We start from the raw sequence: 20636 nt of genomic DNA on the forward strand, positions 1-20636 counted from the left end.
TTCGGTCAATATTTCCGCTCGACTCGGTCAAACGATCGCGTCGACGCGCGGACTTTCAGCTCGGGAAGCACCGTGATCCGGCGTGCCGGCCCGGCTTCCGCACCGAGGCGTTCGAGGCGTTCGAGCAGCAGCCCGGCCGCGAGGCGGCCCACCTCGGCCTTGGCCGGCGCGACCGCGGTCAGCGGCGGGCTGCCCAGTGCGGCCACGACGTCGTCGTAGGCCACGGCCGAGCAGTCCCGGGGCACCGCGATCCCGGCCTCGCCCAGCTGCCGGACCAGCATCAGCGCGTCGACGTCGCCGTGCATGACCACGCCGGTCGCGCCGCGCTCGCGCACGACGTCGGCGAGCGACGGGCCGTCGGCGGCGGCGGTCGGGTCGGCTCCCGCGTCCGGTGCGCTGAGCACCACGACCGCGTCCTCGACGTCGGCGTGCGCGGCGCAGATCTCGGCGAACGCGGCGCGCAACGCCCGCGCTGTCGGGCTGTCGTCGCGAGCGGCCAGCACCAGCCGCCGGTGCCCGAGCGCCGTCAGGTGGGTGACCGCGAGGTGCATGCCGAACCAGTGGTCGGTGCACACGGAATCGCGTGCGTGCAGCGCACTTCCCGGAGCCGGCCGGCGTTCCAGCAGGACGAGCGGCACGTCGACGGCGGCCAGCCAGCGGTCGTCCGCGGCTTCGACGTCGACGGTGCGCCAGCGCGGCGCGATCAGCAGCCCGCAGACGTCGCCCTCGGCGAGCGCGCCCTCCACCACGGGCCGTTCGGCCCCCGCGACCTGCGGCGCCGGGTGCAGCACGATCCGCAGGCCGGCCTCCTCGAGCGCCACGCGGGCGCCGTGCACGACCTCGTTGAGGTAGGCGTGCCGTTCGGGCACGACCAGCGCGACGACGCCGGCGGCCCGCTCCCCCGGCACCGGCGCCTGCCGCACCGGCACCAGCGACCGCGCGACGCCGTGCCCGCGCCGCAGCCGGCCGGCCCGGGCGAGGTCTTCGACGTCCCGGCGGGCGGTGATCACCGAGACCTCCAGCTCGGCGGCGAGATCGGTGACCCGCACCTCGCCCCGCGCTTCGACCACGGCCAGGACCCGCTGCCGCCGGTCGGCACCTGTTTCCCGCATCCACGCCGCCCTGAGTGCTCGTTTGATCGTTTGTCCGAGCATAGCGATCAGGTCAACGAAGACCGGGTACCCGCAGGGCGCCGGCCGGGCCATGCTGGTGCGGTGGACCGCTACCTGCTCGACAACCGTCGCCCGGAGGCCGGCGAACGGTTCGCGGCGCTCGCCGAACTGTTCGACCCGTGGACCTTCCGTCACCTCGACGACCTGGGCCTCGGTGCGGGATGGCGGTGCTGGGAGGTCGGCGCCGGCGGCGTCTCGGTGCCGCGTGGCCTGGCCGAGCGAGTGGGGGCCGGCGGCCGGGTGCTCGCCACGGACATCGACGTGTCCTGGGCCGAGCCCGCGGCCGGTGGCGTGCTCGAGGTACGCCGGCACGACGTGCTCCGCGACCCACCGCCGGCGGAGACGTTCGACCTGGTCCACGCCCGGCTGGTCCTGGTCCACCTGAAGGACCGCGCGGCCGCGATGCGGGTCATGGTCGACGCGCTCCGGCCGGGCGGCCGGCTGGTGATCGAGGACGGCGACCCGGCCTTGCAACCGCTCGCCTGCCCGGACGAGCGCGGCCCCGGCGAAGCGCTGGCCAACCGGCTGCGCGCCCGGATCCGGACGCTGATGGCCGAGCGCGGGGCGGACCTCGCCTACGGCCGCACGCTGCCCCGGCTGCTGCGCGAGTCGGGCCTGGCCGACGTCGGCGCGGAGGCCTACTTCCCGATCGCGGCACCCGCGTGCGCGGTCCTGGAGGCGGCCACGGTCCGGCACGTCCGCGACCAGCTCCTGGCCGCGGAACTGGCGACGCCGGCGGAGATCGACACGCATCTCGCGAACCTCGCCCGCGGCGATCTCGATCTGATGCTCGCCCCGATGATCACCGCATGGGGCCGCAAGCCGGCCTGAGACCCCGGATTGCCGCTGCACCCGGAGCAGTTCTGTTCGCACGCCGCAAGTCCTGACCTCGGCAGCGATGAGCCCGCCGCAGTTCTGCCGGGCCACGCGGAGACGCTTAGGGTTACTCAGGAAACCTGCTCATGTCCTGGGCTTCGGCGCCCTCGCAGCCCCCGAGCACCCCAGCACCCGCGACGCCGAGCGCATCGACCCGAGGGAGCACCACATGGACGAGAACCTGCTTGACGAGCGGGACGCCGCACGGCGAGTGGATGACGTCACCAGCGCGCTGGAGCGGCTGGCCGGCACTTTCGAGGAGGAAGAGGAGCTGTCCGTGGTCCTGCAACGCGTGTGCCAGCAGGTCGTGCACGCCGTGCCGGACGCGGAGATCGCCAGCATCACCCTGCTGCGCGACGGCGCCCCCTACACCGCGACAGCCACCGGTGACAGCGCGCACCGCATCGACCAGGCCCAGTACGAGGCCGGGCAAGGTCCCTGCCTGGAGGCCGCCCGGACCGGCGAGCTCCAGCGGGTCAAGGTGGCCGAGGCGGCTCAGCAGTGGCCCGAGTTCGCCGCCGCAGCGGCCGGGTCCGCCGTGCTCGGCTACCTGTCCGCACCGTTGTTCGTCGACCGCGAGTACCACGGTTCGCTCAACCTGTACGACACCGGTGGCAACAGCTTCGGCGCTCTCGACGCGGCGCTGCTGGAGCTGTACACCACCGCCGCCGAAGCCGCGCTGCGCAGCGCCCGCCGGCACCAGGCCGCCCGCGAGACCACGGCACAGCTGTCCACGGCGCTGACCTCCCGCGCCGTGATCGACCAGGCCAAGGGCATCCTGATGGCCCTGCACGGCATCCCGGCCGACGACGCCTTCGAACTGCTCGTCAAGGCATCGCAGGAGCAGAACGTGAAACTTCGCGAAGTCGCCGAAGACTTCGTCACCTCCGCCCGCGACGGCCGAAGATGACACGACGATGGCGCCGGCTCGCTGCTGAACCGACGCCATCGACGAATCCCCGCCAAGCACGGAGGGGCTCAGGCCGCGAATACCCCGCGCTCGCGACCTTTGAACACGGATCAACGCCGAAAGACCCTCGCGGTTCGGTGACCCGCCTCAAGCAAGACGGCTCGAGGCACGACTGGTGATCGCCGCGAAGCGCGGCCGGCCTTCCTGGCCGATGCCGGGCACCCGGAGCACGCTCACCGCGCCGGCCACGCCTCGCACCGCGAGGCGGCTGAACATCTGCTCGTGCGGCAGCAGCTACGCGGCCATTGAGTTCAGCTGATCGCGAGGTGCTGGGCGGTTGTGTTCCCGCCGTAGGCGTTGAGGCCGAACCTTCCCGCGGCGTAAGCCGTGTCGGTCGCGTCGATGACCGGCGTCGTGCCGTTGCCGAGCCAGACGCGGATGCGGGTGCCTGCCGTCTGCACCTTCAGGTGGTACGTGCGGCCTTCGACCATCGGCGTCGGGTACGTCGCGATGTCGCGGCCTGGGCGCCAGAGCTTGACCATGCCACCCGTGTCGATGTTCGCCGTGTAGCCCGCGCCGTCGGCGGTCGCGCGGAACGTCACGCCGGCCGCCACTCCGTTGGTCACGGACACGTCGCCTTCGTAGGTGAAGTCGCTTCCGGTGCGGTCGCTGAGGTAGAAGCCGTCGCCGCTCGAACTGGCGCGCAGTCCGTCCGGGGTCGTCGTCCAGGTGCCGCCCTTCGCCGTCCACGGGCCGGAGGTGAACGCGGCGAACCCCGCGGTTCCCGTGTTCAGGTTCTGCACGGTCGCCGACCCCTGGTAGGCGTTCGCCCCGAACCGGCCCGACGCGTAGGCGTCGTCGGTCGCGTCGATGACCGGGGTGGTGCCGTGGTTCAGCCAGACCTGGATGCGGGAGCCGGCGGTCCGGACCCGGAGGTGGTAGGTGCCGTCCGCGGAGATGGCCGTCGGGTACGTCGCGATGTCCCGGCCGGGCCGCCAGAGCTTGACCACGCCGCTCGTGTCGACGTTCACCGTGTAGCCGGCGCCTTCGGCGGTCGCCCGGAACGTCAGCCCGGCCGCCCGGGCGGTGCCCAGCCGGACGTCGCCCTGGTAGTCGGCGTCGCCCGCGGTGTTCGCGCTGAGGTAGAACCCGTCGCCGGTGACCTGCGCCTGCTTGCCCCCGCCGACGTCGGTCCACGAGCCGCCGGCCGCGTGCCACGGCCCGGCGAGGTTGCTCTCCAGCGTCGACTGCGCCGTGCCCCAGCTCGTGCTGAGCCGGGTGAACGTCGCGTTCTTCAGCCGCACCTGCCCGCCGGTCGCGAACAGCCGGATGCCCTGGCTGACCGCGGCGGAATCGAAGTTCACGTTGTCGGCGACGGAGAACTGCCCGGTGCCGTCGAAGATCTCCAGCTGGCCGCGGTCGACCAGCAGCCGCATGGTGACCTCGCCGCCGGTGGGCGGCAACGGCTTGCCGTCCAGCGTTCCGGCCGCCCGGTCGTAGGCGACGACCCGGTCGGCGCTGCCGTCGGACCGGCTGTGCAGCGCGAAGCCGAACTGGCCGGCGGTCGCACTCGCGACGTCGAAGGTCGCGGTGATTTCGTAGGTGTCGGCGAGGATTCCCGCGAACGGGTTCGGTCCGCCGGCGCGCACCGTCTCGTTCCGCCAGGTCCGGCTGTCGGCTCGCAGCGTGCTCAGCTCGGCGACCGGCGTCCGCGTGATCCGGGGGCCGTCGGGGGAATCCACGAGCCCGAGCGTCACCGGGAACGTGGCGTTGCCCGTCCAGGAACTGCCGCGGTTGCCGCCCTGCCACGCCATTTGCACCACGCGCCCGTCCGGCGAGCCGGTGAACGTCTCGGCGGCGTAGAAGGTACCTCCGGCGTAGGTGGTGCCCAGGTTCATCTTCTTCGGCTGCGGCCGGTCGGTGCGGAAAGCCTTGCCGTCGAAGGAGCCGACGACGTATTCGCCCGTCGCCGAGGTGAGCACCCACCGGCCGCCGTCCAGCGGGAACAGGTCGGGGCACTCGAACAGCCAGTCCGCCGCGTACCGGCTGGCGAAGGTCCAGTGCAGCAGATCGGGCGAGGTGTAGACGTCGACGCCGTTGCCACCCCGGTTCGACCAGACGACCATGGCCCACTGGTGGCGCGCGGCGTCCCAGACGACCTTCGGGTCCCGGCTCTCCTCCGGGATCTCGATCTGCTTGCGGCCGCCGTCGTAGGCCTGGAAGCTGCGGCCGTTGTCGTTGCTGTAAAAGATGCTGACGCCGTTGGTGTTGCTGAACACCACGATCGGGTCGAGCGGGCCGGTCTTCAGCCCGGAGGTGTTGTCCCGGTCGACGACACCGCCGCCGGAGAACAGGGTTCCGGGGTGCACGCCGGGCTCGAGCGCGACCGGTTTCTGCGTCCAGTGCACCAGGTCCGGGCTCGTGGCGTGGCCCCAGTGCATGGTGTCCCACTCGAGCCCGTGCGGGTTGTGCTGGTAGAAGAAGTGGTAGAGACCATTGACGTACACCAGCCCGTTGGGGTCGTTCATCCAGCCGGACTGCGAGCTGAAGTGGAACTGCCCCCGGAACGGCTCCTGGTAGGTCGTCGCCGGGTAGGGGAACTCCGGGTACTCCCACGCCGTGCCGGCCGTCGCGGGGACGGCGGGCACGAGCAGGGCCGAGGCGATCACGAGGACGACGAGTAACGCGCGGGCGCTGCGAACCACGTGGCCCCATCCCTTCCGCGGCGACTGTGCCTGCTTCGACGGTCGCACAAGCGCGGAGAAGGCCACAACACCCGACGGGACAAGCCTCGGGACAAGATCTCGGGCGAAGTCCGGCCGCGATCGGCTGTGCGTGATCAGCCGGCGGGCTGGAACAGCTCGACGAGGTGGATGCGGTTGCGGCTCGCGGCCGTCGCGGCCGCGGGTGTAGCGCGGGCGCCGGAGCTGGCCGGGCCCGACAGCAGGAGGCGCAGCGGGCCGCGGACCACGTCGGCGAAGGCCGGGGCGGCGCTCATCCGCAGGGTGAAGCCGAGGTGGGTCGTGTAGAAGTCGACGGCCGCCTGGACGTCGTCGACGAGGTTGCGACGCCGGCGAGCCGGTCCGGTGCGGTCACGGCTGAACCTCCCGGGGTGCGGTGGCGGCGAACACGGCGAGCAGGTGACCGATCCGGGTGTCGAGTTCCCGGGCGACGTCGGCGAAAGCCGGGTGGGTGTCCTCGGCGGCCGCCGGGTCGGGGATGCTCCAGTGCACCGGCCGGGGGTCGTCGCCGAAGTCGGGACAGACCTCGCGGACCTTGTCGCAGACGGTGATCACGTAGTCGAACCGGTGTCCGGTCAGCGTGTCCAGGTGCCGGGGGCGGCGATCGTCGAGCTCGATGCCGAAGTCCTCCCGCAGCACCCGGATCGCGTCGGGGTGGATGCGGGGCTTGGGCCGGCTGCCCGCACTGGTGACGTCGACGTGGTCGCCGGCCCGGTGGCGCAGCAGCGCTTCGGCGATCGGCGAGCGGGAGCTGTTGCCGGTGCACGCGAACAGCACCCGGACGCGGCCGCCGGCGGGCAGGGCCGGTGGTGCGGGCGGACGCAGGCGCAGCACGGGGTGCAGGTCCGCGCCGGTGGCCGTCAGCGCGCCGGCGCAGCGGTCCAGGTCCAGGTGGTAGTAGCTGTCGCGGCCGTCGAAACTGCTGCGCCGCGCGGTGACCAGGCCGCCGTCGCGCAGCAGCCGCAGGTGGTAGGAGACCAGGTTCTGCGGCTGTCCCAGTCGTTCGGTCAGCTCGCGGACCCGGTGGTCGCTGCCGGCCAGCTCGGTCAGCAGCCGCCACCGCAGCGGGTGGGCTGCCATGCGCACGAACGGCGGCGCGGCTTGACCGGACGACACCATGGCCTGGATGATACATCAAGCTGATTTGATGGAATAGGAGCTGCATCGTGGCCGCACCGGGATCCGGCACGCTGGCGCGGCGGCTGGGCACGGGTGACGCCGTGGTGATCGGGCTGGGCTCGATGATCGGCGCCGGCGTGTTCGCCGCGTTCGGCCCGGCCGCCCGCGCGGCCGGCGCCGGACTGCTGATCGGCCTGGCGATCGCGGCGGTGATCGCCTACTGCAACGCGATGGCGTCGGCGCGGCTCGCGGTCGTCTACCCCACCTCGGGCGGCACCTACGTCTACGGGCGGGAACGGCTCGGGCCCTGGTGGGGATTCACCGCGGGGTGGGGCTTCGTCGCCGGCAAGACGGCCTCCTGCGCGGCGATGGCGCTCACCTTCGCCTCCTACGCCGTGCCCGGGCCCTGGTGGGCGCAGCGGGCCGTGGCCGTGGCCGCTGTGCTGGGCCTGACCGCGCTGAACTACCGAGGTGTCACCAGGACCGCTCAGCTGACCCGCGTGCTGGTCGCCCTCAGCCTGACGGCGCTGACGATCGTCGTACTCGGGATCGCCACCGGCGGGCACGCCGACGCGGCGAACCTGACGGAGTGGCCGGGCACCGGCGGCGTCTACGGCGTCCTCCAATCCGCCGGGCTGCTGTTCTTCGCCTTCGCCGGCTACGCGCGCATCGCCACCATGGGCGAGGAAGTCCGGAACCCTCGGCGCACCATCCCCCGGGCCATCCCGATCGCCCTGTCCGCCGCGGTCGCCGTCTACGCGGTGGTGGGTGTCGCGGCGTTGCTGGCGGCGGGGCCGGGCCGGCTGGCCGCTTCCGCCGCGCCGCTGACCACCGCCGTCGAAGCAGCCGGGGCCGGCGGGCTGGCGCCGGTCGTCCGGGTCGGCGGTGCCGTGGCCTCGCTCGGTGCGCTGCTGGCCCTGATCGCCGGCATCGGCCGCACCAGCCTGGCCATGGCCCGCCACGGCGACCTGCCGGGCGGGCTCGCGGCCGTCCACCCTCGCTTCCAGGTCCCGCACCACGCGGAAATCGCGCTGGCGGTGGTGGTCAGCGTCCTGGTGGCCACGGTCGACCTGCGGGGCGTGATCGGCTTTTCGTCCTTCGGCGTGCTGATCTACTACGCGATCGCCAACGCCGCGGCGTTCACCCTGCCGCCCGAGCAGCGCCGGTGGCCCCGCTGGGTCACCGTGCTCGGCGCGGCCGGCTGCCTGACCCTGGTCGCCACGCTGCCGTGGCAGTCGGTGCTGGCCGGGGTGGTGATGTTCGCCCTCGGCCTCGGCGGCCGGGCCCTCGTGCTGGCCACGCGTTCGCGGCGAACCGATCACACTCGGTGACAGTCCACTCCGGACCGCGGCCTGCAGTTTGATCACACAGTTGGAAAAACACCAGGCAGGCAGGGGTGAAGTGGGCCGCAATCCGGGCCGGAAGACCCTAACCCGGTAACTACCGAACGTGGTTACGCTGACCGTCATGATCAGCACACCTGCCAGCCTGGTGCGCACCCGGCTGCCGAAAGCGATCCAGCGCGCGAAACGCGCGGCCGTCGAAGCCGAGAAACTGTTCCACCGTGCGCTCGCGACCGTCGGCGCCCGGCAGTCCCAGTCCCGGATCGCCGCCGATTCCCAGGACTACTGGCAGCACCAGGCGGACGGGAAGTGGCGCGGCAACGCCCACTGGCGAGACGCTCCGGTGTTCGGTGACACCGGCCTGTGGCAGAAGATCGGGGCCGAGCACCTCGACCTGTTCGAGGCCGGGGCGCGCATGTGCGGGTTCGACCGGCCGTGGAACCGAGTGCTCGAATGGGGGTGCGGCGGCGGCGCCAACGCCGTCCACTTCGCCCCGCGCGCCGGGGAGTTCATCGGCGTCGACATCGCCGCCGAAACCCTCGACGAGTGCCGGAAACAAGTCGGCGCGGTGTGCGACACCCCGTTCCGGCCGGTCGCGATCGACGTAGCAGACCCCGAATCCGCCGTGTCGCGCGTCGAAGGCTGGTGCGACGTCTTCCTGTCGTTCTACGTCTTCGAGCTCATCCCCACCCCCGAGTACGGGGAACGCCTGCTGCGCATCGCCCTCGAGCTCCTCGCCCCGGGCGGGCTGGCCCTGATCCAGATCAAGTACTCCGACCGCCGGTGGCGCACCCGGTCCCGCCACCGCGCCTACCGCAGCGGCCTGGCCGAGATGACCACGTACCCGATCGACGAGTTCTGGCAGCTCGCCCAGCGGTGCGGGTTCACCCCGAAGGCCGTCCACCTGGTGCCCCGCAACGAACTCGACGAGCGGTACGCGTACTTCTTCCTCCTGCGCGAACCGGAGACCGGCGAGAGTTGACCCCGTTCGCCAGCGGCGCCACGGCGTGGACCGGTCCGGCGCCGGCGAGGCAGTTGTCTCGTAGGATGTGACGGTGAGTTACTCGAGTGATCCGCGGGCGGAACGCAGCCGGGAGGCGATGCTCGTCGCCGCCCGGCAGCTGCTGGCGGGTGAGGGGCCCGGTGCGGTCACCCATCGGCGGGTCGCTCAGCGGGCCGGGGTGGGCCGGGCCACCGTCTACCGGCACTGGCCGCAGGCGGACCAGTTGCTGCTCGATGCCATGGGCGGCGCCGACCTGCCGCTCTTCAAGAGTCCCGAAGCGCCGATCCGCCCGTGGCTGCGCCGGGAACTCCGGCAGATGGCGGACGAGCTCGCCATCCCGGCCGTCGCCGCGGCCGCCCTCACCTTGGCGCAGTCGGCGCTCTGGGACGCCGAAATCGCCCACCGGCAGGACGAGTCGGTCAAGACGATCGCCGAACGGATCCACGCCGCGGTCCGCTCGGCCGTCACCTCCGGTGAACTGGAGTCCGACGTCGATCCGGCGGACCTGACGGCCCTGCTGGTCGGGCCGATCGTCTACCGCACGGCCATGCAGCGGGGCGCGGTCTCCGGCGACCTCGTCGACCGGCTCATCGACAGCATCGGGACCTGGCGCGCCTGACCGCGGGTGTTCTTTCCGGCATTCTCTGAGACAGTTGACTCACAGTGTGCTCCTGTGTCAACCTCGCATTCTACGAGACAGAAGTCTCAGAGAATGTCATCGAGGAGAACCATGCGGATCGCCGTAGTGGGCGCCACCGGAGCCACCGGCCGCCACGTGGTGGCCATCGCGCTCGAACGAGGCCACGAAGTCGTCGCGCTCGCCCGGCGCCCGGACGCGCTGTCGGACCTCGCGCACGACCGCCTGACGACCGAACAGGCCGACGTGCGCGTCCCGGACACGATCACCTCGGCCTGCCGCGACGCGGACGCGGTCATCAGCGCACTCGGCATGAGCCGGGGCGGCCCGGCCGACACCCTTTCGTCCGGCGCCCACGCCGTGGCCGACGCCAAGCCGCCCCGCCTCGCCTGGATGGGCAGCTTCGGCGCCGGAGCTTCCCGGCACCGCGCCGGGCCGCTGTACGACTTCACCCTCCGCCGCGTCCTGGGCGACGGTTTCGCCGACAAGGAGACCGCGGACGAAATCGTCGCGGGCCCGCACAGCACGGTGTTCCACCCCGTCATCCTCACCGGCAAGCCCGCGGCGAACACGACACACGTCGTCGCCCTCGACGCGCTCGAGCGATCCTGGCGGTTCATGCCGCCCCGGATCGCCCGTGCCGACGTCGCCGCGGCCTTGGTCGGCGAAATCGAGAACCCGGCCCACGCCGGCCGGACCGTCGCAGTCTTCTGAGGAGAGATCTCCCCTTGTCCACCGATACCTGGGTACTGCTCTACGGAATGGTTTCCGCCTACTGCCTGGCCGGCTGCCTCATGGAGCACTTCGCGGTCTTCTCCGGCTGGCCGGCCGTCGGCGCCGCGGAGTTCAAGTCCGTCCAAACGGCGCAAGGCCACGGCAGCGGCATCGTCTACGTGCTCCCCAAGACCCTCTTGACCGCGCTCGTGATCGCCATCCTCGTCGCCGCACCGGACGGCCTTCCGCGCTGGCCGGTCTGGGCCGCCTTGGCGGCGTTGACCGCCGGCTGGGTTTCGGCGGCCGTGATCCAGGTGCCGATCCAGCTGCGCATCCGGCAGAGCGCCGACCGCCGGGAAATCACGCGGCTGCTGCGCACCGACTGGATCCGCGTCGCCGCGATGGTGGGACACTTCGGATTCGCCGTCGTCGCCATCGCCGGGGTGAACAGCTAACTGCCGGGCTCTCCGGCCAGTGCGCGGTACACCGGCCGGAGCAGCTCGGCGACGTCTTCGCCGCCCGCCGTGATCGCGAACGGCGGGGCCTGGTCCAGCAGCGCGTCGCACGACGTCCGGGACCCGGGCAACGGCGCCGCGCCGCCCAGGCCCGGGGCCTGGCCGCAGTCGAAGAAAGTGTCCATGACTTCGGTCAGGGCCGGAGACCGGTCGTCGGGATCGAGCGGCTCGGCGGAGATCAGCCGGTTCTTGAGCTCTTCGAGCAGCATTTCGCGGTCCCGGCCGCGCACAGCGAGGACGGTGAACGGATCGTCGCCGACCCGCGCCACGAGCGCGGAGAACACGGCGTTCAGGTGGCCGCACGGCACCTCGATGTCCGGGCAGGTGCAGTCCAGTGACACCTCCCGCGCCGACGACGGGAACACGGGCAGCCGGACCGCTTTGAAGATCTGCTCGACGTCACGGGGCAGCTCGCCGCTGAGCAGCTGGACCGTGGCCGACGCTTTCGCGGCGAGCGCATGGGTGATCGCCGCCCAGTCCGCTTTCCCGAACGCCGTCAACCCGATTCGCACCTGATACGGGCGGACGTCCTGCACCTCGGCGTCGACCCGCCCGGCACCGACGTCCAAGGACACGACGCGCCCCCGGCCCTCCGCGGGCAGGAGGACGCCGATCGTCGTCAGCGCCCGGATGAACCGGGTCGCCCACCACGGGAGCGGCTCAGTCATCGATCGCCTCCTCCCCCAGCGCGAGCACCCCGCGCAGCGTGTCCGTGGACAGTTCGGTGAGCCAGCTTTCGCCTTCGCCGACGACCATTCCCGCGAGCGCGCGCTTCCGGGCGATCAGGGTGTCGATGCGGTCTTCGATGGTGCCCGGGCAGACGAACTTCCGGACCTGGACGGTGCGGCCCTGCCCGATCCGGAACGCCCGGTCGGTGGCCTGGTTCTCGACGGCCGGGTTCCACCAGCGGTCCAGGTGCAGGACCTGGCTGGCGGCGGTCAGCGTGAGCCCGGAGCCGCCTGCTTTGAGCGAGAGCAAGAGGATCCGCGGCCCGTCGTCGGCCTGGAAGCGGTCCACGATCGCGTCGCGCGCCCCCTTTGCCAGGCCACCGTGCAAAAACGCGACTTCGGTGCCGAGCCGGTCCGACAGGTGCGGCACGAGCAGGTGGCCGAACTCGGTGTACTGCGTGAAGCACAGGACCCGATCGCCCGACGCCAGGATTTCCGCGAGGATCTCTTCGAGGCGGCTGACCTTGCCGGAGCGCTGCCCGATCGGGGAGCCGTCGTGCAGCAGGTGCGCGGGGTGGTTGCAGACCTGCTTGAGTTTCGTGATCGCGGCGAGGATGTTGCCGCGGCGCTTGATGCCTTGGCTGTTCTCGATCTTCTGCATCATCTCGTCGACGATCGCGCTGTAGAGCGTGCCCTGTTCGCGGGTGAGCCGGTACTCCTGCCGGATTTCGAGCTTTTCCGGGAGCTCGGGGACGATCGCGGGATCCGTCTTCACCCGGCGCAGCAGGTACGGCTGCGTGAGCCGGCGCAGCTCGGCGGCCGTGGCGGTGTCGCCGCCGCGCTCGATCGGGGCCGCGAACCGCTGCCGGAACTCGAACCTGCTGCCGAGCAGCCCGGGGTTGAGCAGGTCCAGCACCGACCACAGGTCCGCCAGCCGGTTTTCCACCGGGGTGCCGGTCAGCGCGAGCCGGTGCCCGGCGGTGAACCGCCGCACTGCCTTGGCCGTCGCGGTGTCGGCGTTCTTGATGGCGTGCGCTTCGTCGAGCACCAGGCGTCGCCAGGCGACCGTCTCGAGCTCATCGGCGTCACGGGCGGCGGTGGCGTAGGTCGTGACGACGAGGTCGGCCGCGGCGACGTGTTCGGCGAGCGCGTCCCCGTGCAGGCGGGCGCTGCCGTGGTGGGCGTGGACCCGCAGGCCCGGGACGAACTTCGCCGCCTCCCGCTGCCACATGCCGACCAGCGACATCGGGCACAGCACCAACGTCGGCCCGCGTTCGTCGTCCGCCCGCTCGACGGCCTCGAGCGCCAGCGTCTGGACGGTCTTGCCGAGGCCCATGTCGTCGGCGAGGCACGCACCGAGCCCCAGCGACGACATGAACACCAGCCAGGCAACACCCCGCTGCTGGTAGGGGCGCAGCGTGGCGCGGAACGACGGCGGCAGCGCGACCGGCCGCAGTTCCCGGTGGACCCGCTCGGCCAGGACGTCCCCGACCCAGCCGTCGGCGCTGACGCCGTCGACCGGGAGCGGCGTCTCCCGCCCGAGGTGGACCAGCTCCAGCAGCTCGGCCGCGGTGATGCCCTGGGCGTGCCGGTGCGGGTCGCGGCGCAGGAACTCGAGGCCGGCGCGCAGGCGATCGGCGTCGACGCTGATCCACCGGCCCCGCAGCCGCACCAGAGGTGTCTTCGCCGCGACGAGCCTGAGCAGCTCTTCTTCGCTGATTTCGACATCGCCCACCGCGATCGACCAGCGGAACGCGGCCAGCTCGTCGCGGCCCACCCGGCTGCGGGTGACGACCTGCTCCGACGGCGTGCTGTGCACGGAGAGCCGCAGCCCGAGCCGGCGCCGGCCGTCCCAGGTGGCCGGCAGCTGCACCTCGAACCCGGCCTCGACCAGCCGGGTCGCGCCCGAGGTGAGGAACTGTTCGGCTTCCTCGACGGTCAGGTCGTACTCGGACGGCCGGGTCCGGCGCAACGCCGGCGCCAGCATCGGTTCCACCAGCGCGGCCCGGCCCAGCTCGGCGACGAACAGCCCCTTCGGGTCCCGGACCAGCCCGGTCGCCTCGCCCGACCAGATCTGCCCCGCCGCCAGCAGCAGGCTCGGATCAGCCGTCGCCCGCAGGAGGAACTGCAGCTGCCACTTGGTGCTGTCGCCGGTCTGGTCGTCGGGGTCGTCCGCGTCCGGCGGCCGCAGGGTGCCGACTTCGGCCAGCCGGAAACACGCGCGGCCGTCGACGACGTCGGTGTCGGCGACCTCGTCCCACCGGGCGACGGCGTCGGCCAGGACACCGAGCTCGGCCAGTGGCAGCTCGACGCGGGGAGCGCCACCCTGCAGAGCGGCCAGCCACACCCCGGCCGCGCCCCGGCTCCCGCGTAGGTCGACGGGCGGATCCGCGCGCGCCAGCCGGTCCCGGACGGCCGCGTCGACCAGGGTGTGGAGGGCATCGGTGACGAGCGCGCGCGGCGAGGCCCCGGTGAGCGGCGCGACCTGCTCGGCCCGCCCGACCGGCGGCATGGCCCCGACCAGCGCGTCGAACGCGACGAAGTCCACGCCCTGCAGGACCGGGCGCCACCGGGCCTCCGCCGCGTCACCCTGGCGGACCAGCGTCGGCAGGACCCGGCCGCGCCGCACCAGATCCGCGGCCAGGCGGGCCACCGCCCGCAGGTAGGTGACCGAAGCGCCGTAGGTGGCCGAGTCGTCGAGGTCGTCCAGCTCGGTGGCGTCCACGATCAACGCCGGCACCGACCAGGGCCGCAACGACGGCGCCGGGCCACGCCGGCTCGGCGGAAGCTCGGTGGAGGCGAGCGGCCGGTTCGCCCGCGACGGCAGCAGCAGCGTCGCCGACGTGGGCTTGCCGGGGTGCAAAGCGGTCAGCCGCGCGCTGGAGACGGCGAACGGATGCGGAAGCGCCATCCGCGCCGAACGGCTCGACGTGCCGGCCGGGCGCCGGTCGTGCTCGGCCCAGAGCAGCAGGCCCCGGCCGGGAGACCACAGGGCGTGCACCGAGGGCAAGGTCTGGGGCTCCTTCGTCCGATCCGAGGTCGCCGCCCGGGAAATACGCTGGCTCGTCCGGCGCACCCCACCTTACGGTGACGAAATGAGTGATCACCCGGCGGCGCCCGTCGAGGCCTTCGAACCCCCTTACTACGTGGCCATCTTCACCACGGTGCGCACCGAGGAGCAGAGCGGCTACGGCGAGACGAACGCGCGCATGGAGGAGCTCGTCCAGGAGATTCCGGGGTACCTGGGGATGGACCACGCGCAGACTCCCGGCGGGCTGTCCATCACGGTCGGGTACTTCCGCGACGCCGACGCCCTCACGCGGTGGCGCACCGACACCGAGCACCGCGCGGCGCAGCAGCGCGGACGGGACGAGTGGTACCGGAGCTACACGCTGCACGTGGCGAAAGTGGAGCGGAGCCACGGGTTCACGCGAGCGTAGCGCCGGGGCGGGGTGCCGCCCCGGCGATGCCGTGACCTTCAGATCTGGTTCTCGCCGCCGTCGACGTACAGGTTGCTGCCGATGATGAAGCTGCTGTCCGCGGAGGCGAGGAAGGCCACCGCGGCGGCCGCCTCGTCCGGGTGGCCCATCCGGCCGATCGCGATGTCGCCGGCCAGTTTCGCCTTGAACTCGTCCTCGTTCTCCGCGCCGACCAGCTCGGTGATCCCGTTGGTGTCGATCGGTCCCGGCGAGACGGCGTTGACGCGGATGCCCCGGCCCGTGAGCTCCTTCGCCCAGGTCCGCGCGAACGACCGGACGGCGGCCTTGGACGCCGCGTACACGCCGAAGGCCGGGGTGCCGTTGTCGGCGGCGGTGGAGGCGTTCAGGATCACCGACGCGCCGTCGTTGAGCAGGGGCAACGCTTTCTGCACGGTGAGGAGCGTGCCCTTGACGTTGATGTCGAAGATCCGGTCGTACTCCTGCGCGGTGACCTGCTCGAGCGTCGCGAAGGCGGCGGTGGCCGCGTTCGCGAACAGCACGTCCAGGCCCTGACCGCGATCGCGGACCGCGTCGTACAGGCGGTCCAGGTCGGCCGGGTCCGTGATGTCCCCCGGCACCGCCGTGACGTCCCGGCCGATGATCTCGACGGCCTCGTCGAGCTCGGTCTTGCGCCGGCCGGTGATGAACACGTGCGCGCCTTCGGCGACCAGCCGGGCGGCGGTGGCCCGCCCGATCCCCCGCGTGCCACCGCCGGTGACGACGGCGGTCTTTCCTTGCAGCTTTCCCATTTCCGAACCTCCGCAGATTTCAGCACCGATCGGTACAGATCTCGACCGTAGCACTTCCGGACCGATCGGTACCGAAGGGGTAGGATGGGCTCATGGACACCGCCGGGAAGACACCGATCGGCCGGCCACGCGGGTTCGACGCCGACGCGGCGCTCGAGCGGGCCATGGTCGTCTTCTGGGAGCAGGGCTACGAAGGCGCCAGCCTGACCGAGCTGACCGGCGCCATGGGCATCACGAAGACGAGCATGTACGCCGCCTTCGGCAACAAAGAGGACCTGTTCCGCAAAGCCTTGGAGCGCTACGAAGAAGGCCCCGCGGCATACGTGGCCCGGGCGCTGCAGCAGCCGACGGCCCGGGAGGTCGCGACGGCATTCCTCGCCGGCGCGGTCGGGGCGAGCACCCGCCCCGGCTGCCCGTCCGGCTGCCTGGGCGTCCAGGGCTCACTGGCCGCGGGCGAGGCCGGGCGGACCGCCCGCGACACCCTCGCCGACTGGCGCGACAAGGGCCGCCTGCACCTCCAGGACCGGTTCCGGCAAGCCGTCGACGAGGGCGACCTGCCCCCGGAAGCCGATCCGGGCCTGCTCGCCCGGTACCTCATGACGGTGGCGAACGGCATCGCCGTCCAAGCCGCGGGTGGCGCCGGCCGCGACGAACTCCAGCAGGTGGCCGACGTCGCCCTGCGGAACTGGCCACCCGCCTGACCACCGCCGGCTCGCAAGCCGCCGACATGCGGCGTTCACCTCAGGTTCATCCTCCGGTCACTTCCCCGGGGCACCCCACCGCAGACGGCCCCCTCGGCAGGAAGGATCGCGATGAGCACCCCGACCCTGGACACCCTGGCCTCCGAACAGCTCGACACCCACTTCGGCCAGCTCGAGGACCGGCTCAGCCACGACTACACCGGCGTGACCCGGACCCGGCTGCACGACCTCGTCAGCCGGGAACGCGCCCGGTTCACCGGTGCCCGCATCCACGCGTTCGTGCCGATCCTGGTCGAACGCGCGGTCCGCACCACCTTGACCACACCGCCGGGCAAGCACCGCCGCGCGTAGCCACGGCACGAGCGGGCGGATGCCACCGTCCTGGGCGAGAATGGGCCACCGACACCCCCGGAGGCCCATGGTGTTCAGCCTCGGAGTCGCACCCCGCTCCACGGAAGTCACCGCGGCCGCGGCCGGCGACGACCTCGTGCCGCAGCCCGACGTCGTGATGGACCGCGGCTTCACCCTGCCCGCCCCGCCCGAGCGGGTGTGGCCGTGGTTCGCGCAGCTCGGCAAGAACCGGGCCGGCTGGTACCTGCCCACCTGGGTCGAGGCGCTCCTCCCCCGCCGTCGCCGCGCCCTGTGGCGGATCGATCCCGCGTTGCAGCATTTGCGCCCCGGCGACGTGATCGACGACTGGGGCGGCCGCGACGCGACGTTCGAGATCGTCACCCACGACCCGCCGCACGGCCTGGTCCACCGCTCCACCCGCGGGCGGCTCGAGCTCAGCTGGGCCATCCACCTCGCCGCGGACGGCGACGGCACCCGCGTCCACCTTCGCCTCCGCCTGGCCGGAGTCCGCCGCCGGCGCTTGGCCGAGTACGGCGGCGGGCTCCTGGACCTGCTGACCGTCGCCGGCCTCGCCGCCGGGCTCCGTGAGCGCGTGACCGCCGGGCGACGGGCGTGACGGGCCGGTGCCGCAGCGGCGCCGGCCCGGGGATCAGTCGCCGCAGATCCCTTGTACCGCTGTCGGCCCCCAGGTGGCGTCGGTCGGCGTCGCCTCCACCGCGGCCGACTCCAGCTGGCTGCCCGGGAAGACCACCTGCAGGCCGGTACCGGGGAGCGGGACGTTGATCGCGGCACCGATGCCCAGCGTCTTGCTGCCGTTCCCGTTGCCACAGCGGGAAAACGCGACCTGCACCGGGTCGGAGTTCGGCGTCGTCGGCGACGACAGCCCGAAACTGGTCCCGTAGTTGCGGGGGAAGGGCGCACAGACCGCGAACGCGTCGAGCTCCCAGGTGCCACTGAACCCGTCGGCGTCCTCCAGCGCCTTCACCTGGGCCACGCGGAAGGTCTCGGCGAACTCGTAGACCAGCGTGGCCTGCCCGTCGGCGCCGAGGATCTGCGAGCCGAGGCCGAGCACCGCCTCGTTGTCCGACCCGCAGTCCGCGCGGGCGATCTGCGTCGAGTTCGACGAAATCGAGCGGCCCACGACCAGGTGCATCCCCGTGATCGGCGGCGCGCAGATCGCGAACGCCTGCACCGCCCAGTCGGCGGTCGTCCCCGGCGACAACTCGAACGCTCCCGCCTCGTAGCTGTCCCGGCCGCCGGTCGTCGAGGGCGCCGGGCGCAGCTCGGACAGCACCACCCGCTCCGACTCCGGTGTCGTCGCCTGGACCTGCGCCCAGCCACCCCCACCGAGGACCTTCGTCCCGGCCGGGCACACCGCCGACGGCGCGAACTTCGGCGACTGCGAGTTGCCCGCGGACAGCGGCCCCACGACCACCTGCACCGTGCCCACCGCCGCCGCGGGCGCCGCCGTCACCACCTGCAGCCCGACGCACGTTCCCGCCGCCACCACCAGGCTCGCCGCCACCCGCAGGCCCCGCGAACGGAGCCCGCGCATTCGTGAAGCTCTCATTTCGTCCTCCCCAACCGGCTGTCGCCGATGTCGGTCGACCCGAACAGAAAGCCCACCGTGACACCGCCCGTCGACAATCCGGCGACAGCGCCGAGCCCGTCACCGATCGGCGGCCAGCACCGCCGCGAGGCCCGCACGCAGATCTTCGACGAAGTACCCGGGGACCTCGAGCGAGGGGAAATGCCCGCCGGCTTCGGGCGCCCGCCACCGGACGATCTGCCGGTACCGCTCCTGCGCCCACGGACGCGGGCACTTCTCGATGTCGCGGGGGTACATGCTGATGGCCGCCGGGACGTCGACCCGGAGCTCGGGGTCGAGCGAGTTGTGGCTTTCGTAGTAGATGCGCGCCGCCGACGCACCGCTGCGCGTCAGCCAGTACAGGGTGACGTCGTCGAGAACGCGGTCCCGGGAAATCCGTTCGAACGGGCTGTCTTCGGTGTCCGACCACTCGGCGAACTTGTCGAGGATCCAGGCGAGCAGCCCGACCGGGGAGTCGACGAGTGCGTAGCCGATGGTCTGCGGCCGGGTCGCCTGCTGCTTCGCGTACGCCGCGCGGTGGTGCCAGAAATCGTGGGTTTCCTCGGTCCACGTGCGCTCGAGCGCGGTCAGCCCGGCCGTGCTCAACCCGGGCGGGCCCGCCGCGAACGTCGTGTGGATGCCGAGAACGTGCGCCGGGAACCGGCCGGCGAGCACCGTGGTGATGTTGCCGCCCCAGTCGCCGCCGTGCGCGGCGAACCTGCGGTAGCCGAGCCTGCCCATCAGGTCGACCCAGGCGGCCGCGATCTTTTCGGTTCCCCAGCCGGTGGTGGCCGGCTTGTCGCTGTACCCGAAGCCGGGCAACGACGGGACGACTACGTGGAACGCCGGGGCGTCAGCGTCTTCCGGATCGGCCAGGTCGTCCACCACGTCGACGAACTCGGCGATGCTGCCCGGCCAGCCGTGCGTCAGGAGCAGCGGGGTGGCGTCCGCGCGCGCGGATCGGCGGTGCAGGAAGTGGATGCCCAGCTCGTCGATGGTCGTGCGGAACTGGCCGATCCGGTCGAGGCGCGCTTCGAACGCCCGCCAGTCGTACCCGGTGCGCCAGTAGTCCACGACCTCGGCGAGGTCGGCGAGCGGAACGCCCTGGTCCCATCGGCGAGGGCCGTGGACGGTCTCGGCCTCCGGCAGCCGCGCCGCGGCCAGCCGGGCGCGCAGATCGTCGAGGTCGGCGTCGGTCGCGCGGGCTTCGAATGCTCGGACGTCGCTGGTGGGACGGGGCATGAGACCTCCTGGCCGTCGCGGGCCGGCTGCACCCTGCTGTGAACCGGCTTAGACGGTTCTAACATGCCTTCTCGATTTCGAGCAACCTGCTAAGCTGGTTCCATGCGCGTCGAGTTCCCGGAGTTTCGCCTCGGTACCGTGCTGGCGACCAGCTTCACGGGGACGCTGTCGGAGCGTCATGGCGAAGCCGTGGAACGCATTCCCACGCCGCAGCGGCTCGTCGACTGGCTGGCGGTGTACGGCCTCGCCGTGGACTCCTGCACCCCGGCCCAGCTCGATCTCGCCCGCGCACTGAGGGAGTCGATCCACGCCGCCGCGACCGCGGCCGCGACGCAGGAGGCTCTCCCCGAGTCCGCGGTGCAGGTCATCAACGACCGCAGCGCCCAAGGCCGGGCCGCGGCCGTCCTGACGCCCGAGGGCGAGCGCCGCTGGCAGCTCAGCTCGGCTTCCCGCGTGGAAGACGCCCTCGGCGTGATCGCCGCCGACGCGATCGGCATCATCGCGGGCGAACGCGACGGGAAACTGGCCCTGTGCGCATCGCCGACCTGCCGAGCCGCCTTCTTCGACACCAGCCAGAGCCGCACCCGCAAGTGGTGTGACATGAACACGTGCGGGAATCGTCAGAAGAAAGCCCGCTTCCTCGCCACGCACGGCAAAAAACCGCGATCTGCGGACTGATCGCCGCCGCTGCCCACGAGAGGGCGCTCATCACTTGAAGGGCGGACTCTCGGCGCTTGCGACGTTCCTGCCGTCGAGGGTGAGATCGACATGGACCTTGTACTCCCCCGATTCCTTCGGGAGCGGCACCCAAAGGTCGACTGACGTCGT

20 protein-coding genes and 1 pseudogene are annotated in these 20636 nt (G+C 72.1%); 12 read left to right on the forward strand and 9 right to left on the reverse strand.

The genetic code is table 11. From position 1 onward, the window contains the following. Positions 1-5: 5 nt before the first annotated feature. Positions 6-1112 (reverse strand): substrate-binding domain-containing protein, encoded by a 1107-nt coding sequence (locus QSK39_RS17670; RefSeq protein WP_285478828.1) that lies wholly within the window; start codon positions 1110-1112, stop codon positions 6-8. 102 nt (positions 1113-1214) lie between these two features. On the opposite strand from QSK39_RS17670, the gene QSK39_RS17675 reads away from it, so the two are divergent. Further along, positions 1215-2003, forward strand: a complete 789-nt coding sequence (locus tag QSK39_RS17675) for a class I SAM-dependent methyltransferase (protein ID WP_285478829.1) — start codon at positions 1215-1217, stop codon at positions 2001-2003. A gap of 214 nt (positions 2004-2217) precedes the next feature. Continuing rightward, on the forward strand, positions 2218-2958 hold the full coding sequence (locus tag QSK39_RS17680) for a GAF and ANTAR domain-containing protein (RefSeq protein WP_285478830.1): 741 nt from the start codon (positions 2218-2220) through the stop codon (positions 2956-2958). Positions 2959-3269: 311 nt separating this feature from the next. Here the strand turns inward: QSK39_RS17680 and QSK39_RS17685 are convergent, their stop codons facing one another. The 3 genes and pseudogenes from QSK39_RS17685 to QSK39_RS17695 form a co-directional block, all read right to left on the reverse strand. Further along, entirely contained in the window at positions 3270-5663 is a 2394-nt protein-coding gene (locus QSK39_RS17685) for a glycoside hydrolase family 32 protein (RefSeq protein ID WP_285478831.1), read from the reverse strand. Positions 5664-5821: 158 nt separating this feature from the next. Then, positions 5822-6025: pseudogene (locus QSK39_RS53275) on the reverse strand (VOC family protein); the annotation flags it as partial. A gap of 25 nt (positions 6026-6050) precedes the next feature. Beyond that, positions 6051-6818 (reverse strand): arsenate reductase/protein-tyrosine-phosphatase family protein, encoded by a 768-nt coding sequence (locus tag QSK39_RS17695; RefSeq protein WP_285478832.1) that lies wholly within the window; start codon positions 6816-6818, stop codon positions 6051-6053. A gap of 47 nt (positions 6819-6865) precedes the next feature. On the opposite strand from QSK39_RS17695, the gene QSK39_RS17700 reads away from it, so the two are divergent. From QSK39_RS17700 to QSK39_RS17720, 5 genes are all read left to right on the forward strand, one after another. Further along, positions 6866-8149 (forward strand): APC family permease, encoded by a 1284-nt coding sequence (locus tag QSK39_RS17700; protein WP_285478833.1) that lies wholly within the window; start codon positions 6866-6868, stop codon positions 8147-8149. Between the two features lie 136 nt (positions 8150-8285). Further along, the gene (locus QSK39_RS17705; RefSeq protein ID WP_285478834.1) at positions 8286-9143 is read left to right on the forward strand and encodes a class I SAM-dependent methyltransferase; all 858 of its coding nucleotides are present in this window, start codon (positions 8286-8288) and stop codon (positions 9141-9143) included. Between the two features lie 73 nt (positions 9144-9216). After that, positions 9217-9783, forward strand: coding sequence for a TetR/AcrR family transcriptional regulator (locus tag QSK39_RS17710; RefSeq protein WP_285478835.1), 567 nt, complete (start codon positions 9217-9219; stop codon positions 9781-9783). Between the two features lie 111 nt (positions 9784-9894). Next, positions 9895-10515: an NAD(P)-dependent oxidoreductase gene (locus tag QSK39_RS17715; RefSeq protein WP_285478836.1), complete on the forward strand. Its 621-nt coding sequence runs from the start codon at positions 9895-9897 to the stop codon at positions 10513-10515. 14 nt (positions 10516-10529) lie between these two features. Beyond that, the gene (locus QSK39_RS17720) at positions 10530-10970 is read left to right on the forward strand and encodes a hypothetical protein (RefSeq protein WP_285478837.1); all 441 of its coding nucleotides are present in this window, start codon (positions 10530-10532) and stop codon (positions 10968-10970) included. Here QSK39_RS17720 and QSK39_RS17725 read toward each other — a convergent pair. Together QSK39_RS17725 and QSK39_RS17730 are read right to left on the reverse strand one after the other, a co-directional pair. Beyond that, positions 10967-11698, reverse strand: coding sequence for an SWIM zinc finger family protein (locus QSK39_RS17725; protein ID WP_285478838.1), 732 nt, complete (start codon positions 11696-11698; stop codon positions 10967-10969). The genes QSK39_RS17720 and QSK39_RS17725 overlap by 4 nt on opposite strands. Then, on the reverse strand, positions 11691-14708 hold the full coding sequence (locus QSK39_RS17730; protein WP_285478839.1) for a DEAD/DEAH box helicase: 3018 nt from the start codon (positions 14706-14708) through the stop codon (positions 11691-11693). Before QSK39_RS17730 ends, QSK39_RS17725 begins: the two co-directional genes overlap by 8 nt. An 85-nt stretch (positions 14709-14793) precedes the next feature. Between QSK39_RS17730 and QSK39_RS17735 the strand changes: the two genes are divergently transcribed. Then, positions 14794-15138 carry an antibiotic biosynthesis monooxygenase family protein gene (locus QSK39_RS17735; protein ID WP_285478840.1) on the forward strand — a complete coding sequence of 115 codons (345 nt, stop codon included), beginning with the start codon at positions 14794-14796 and terminating at the stop codon, positions 15136-15138. A gap of 38 nt (positions 15139-15176) precedes the next feature. Here QSK39_RS17735 and QSK39_RS17740 read toward each other — a convergent pair whose 3' ends face one another. After that, complete coding sequence (locus tag QSK39_RS17740; RefSeq protein ID WP_285478841.1) at positions 15177-15926, reverse strand: SDR family NAD(P)-dependent oxidoreductase; 750 nt, start codon at positions 15924-15926, stop codon at positions 15177-15179. Positions 15927-16018: 92 nt separating this feature from the next. Here QSK39_RS17740 and QSK39_RS17745 point away from each other — a divergent pair, with 92 nt between their 5' ends. The 3 genes from QSK39_RS17745 to QSK39_RS17755 all read left to right on the forward strand — a co-directional run bounded on the left by QSK39_RS17745 (position 16019) and on the right by QSK39_RS17755 (position 17594). After that, positions 16019-16627: a TetR/AcrR family transcriptional regulator gene (locus tag QSK39_RS17745; RefSeq protein WP_285478842.1), complete on the forward strand. Its 609-nt coding sequence runs from the start codon at positions 16019-16021 to the stop codon at positions 16625-16627. 111 nt (positions 16628-16738) lie between these two features. Further along, on the forward strand, positions 16739-16978 hold the full coding sequence (locus QSK39_RS17750; RefSeq protein WP_285478843.1) for a three-helix bundle dimerization domain-containing protein: 240 nt from the start codon (positions 16739-16741) through the stop codon (positions 16976-16978). A gap of 67 nt (positions 16979-17045) precedes the next feature. Beyond that, the gene (locus tag QSK39_RS17755; protein WP_285478844.1) at positions 17046-17594 is read left to right on the forward strand and encodes a hypothetical protein; all 549 of its coding nucleotides are present in this window, start codon (positions 17046-17048) and stop codon (positions 17592-17594) included. Between the two features lie 33 nt (positions 17595-17627). On the opposite strand, the gene QSK39_RS17760 is transcribed toward QSK39_RS17755, so the two are convergent. Both QSK39_RS17760 and QSK39_RS17765 read right to left on the reverse strand, forming a co-directional pair. Continuing rightward, positions 17628-18548 (reverse strand): hypothetical protein, encoded by a 921-nt coding sequence (locus tag QSK39_RS17760; protein ID WP_285478845.1) that lies wholly within the window; start codon positions 18546-18548, stop codon positions 17628-17630. A 99-nt stretch (positions 18549-18647) separates the two neighbouring features. Beyond that, complete coding sequence (locus tag QSK39_RS17765) at positions 18648-19808, reverse strand: epoxide hydrolase family protein (protein ID WP_285478846.1); 1161 nt, start codon at positions 19806-19808, stop codon at positions 18648-18650. 102 nt (positions 19809-19910) lie between these two features. On the opposite strand from QSK39_RS17765, the gene QSK39_RS17770 reads away from it, so the two are divergent. Beyond that, positions 19911-20486: a CGNR zinc finger domain-containing protein gene (locus tag QSK39_RS17770; protein WP_285478847.1), complete on the forward strand. Its 576-nt coding sequence runs from the start codon at positions 19911-19913 to the stop codon at positions 20484-20486. The last annotated feature ends 150 nt before the right edge of the window (positions 20487-20636 follow it).

The organism is Amycolatopsis sp. NBRC 101858, from assembly GCF_030269325.1.
Taxonomy (GTDB): Bacteria; Actinomycetota; Actinomycetes; order Mycobacteriales; family Pseudonocardiaceae; genus Amycolatopsis; species Amycolatopsis ponsaeliensis.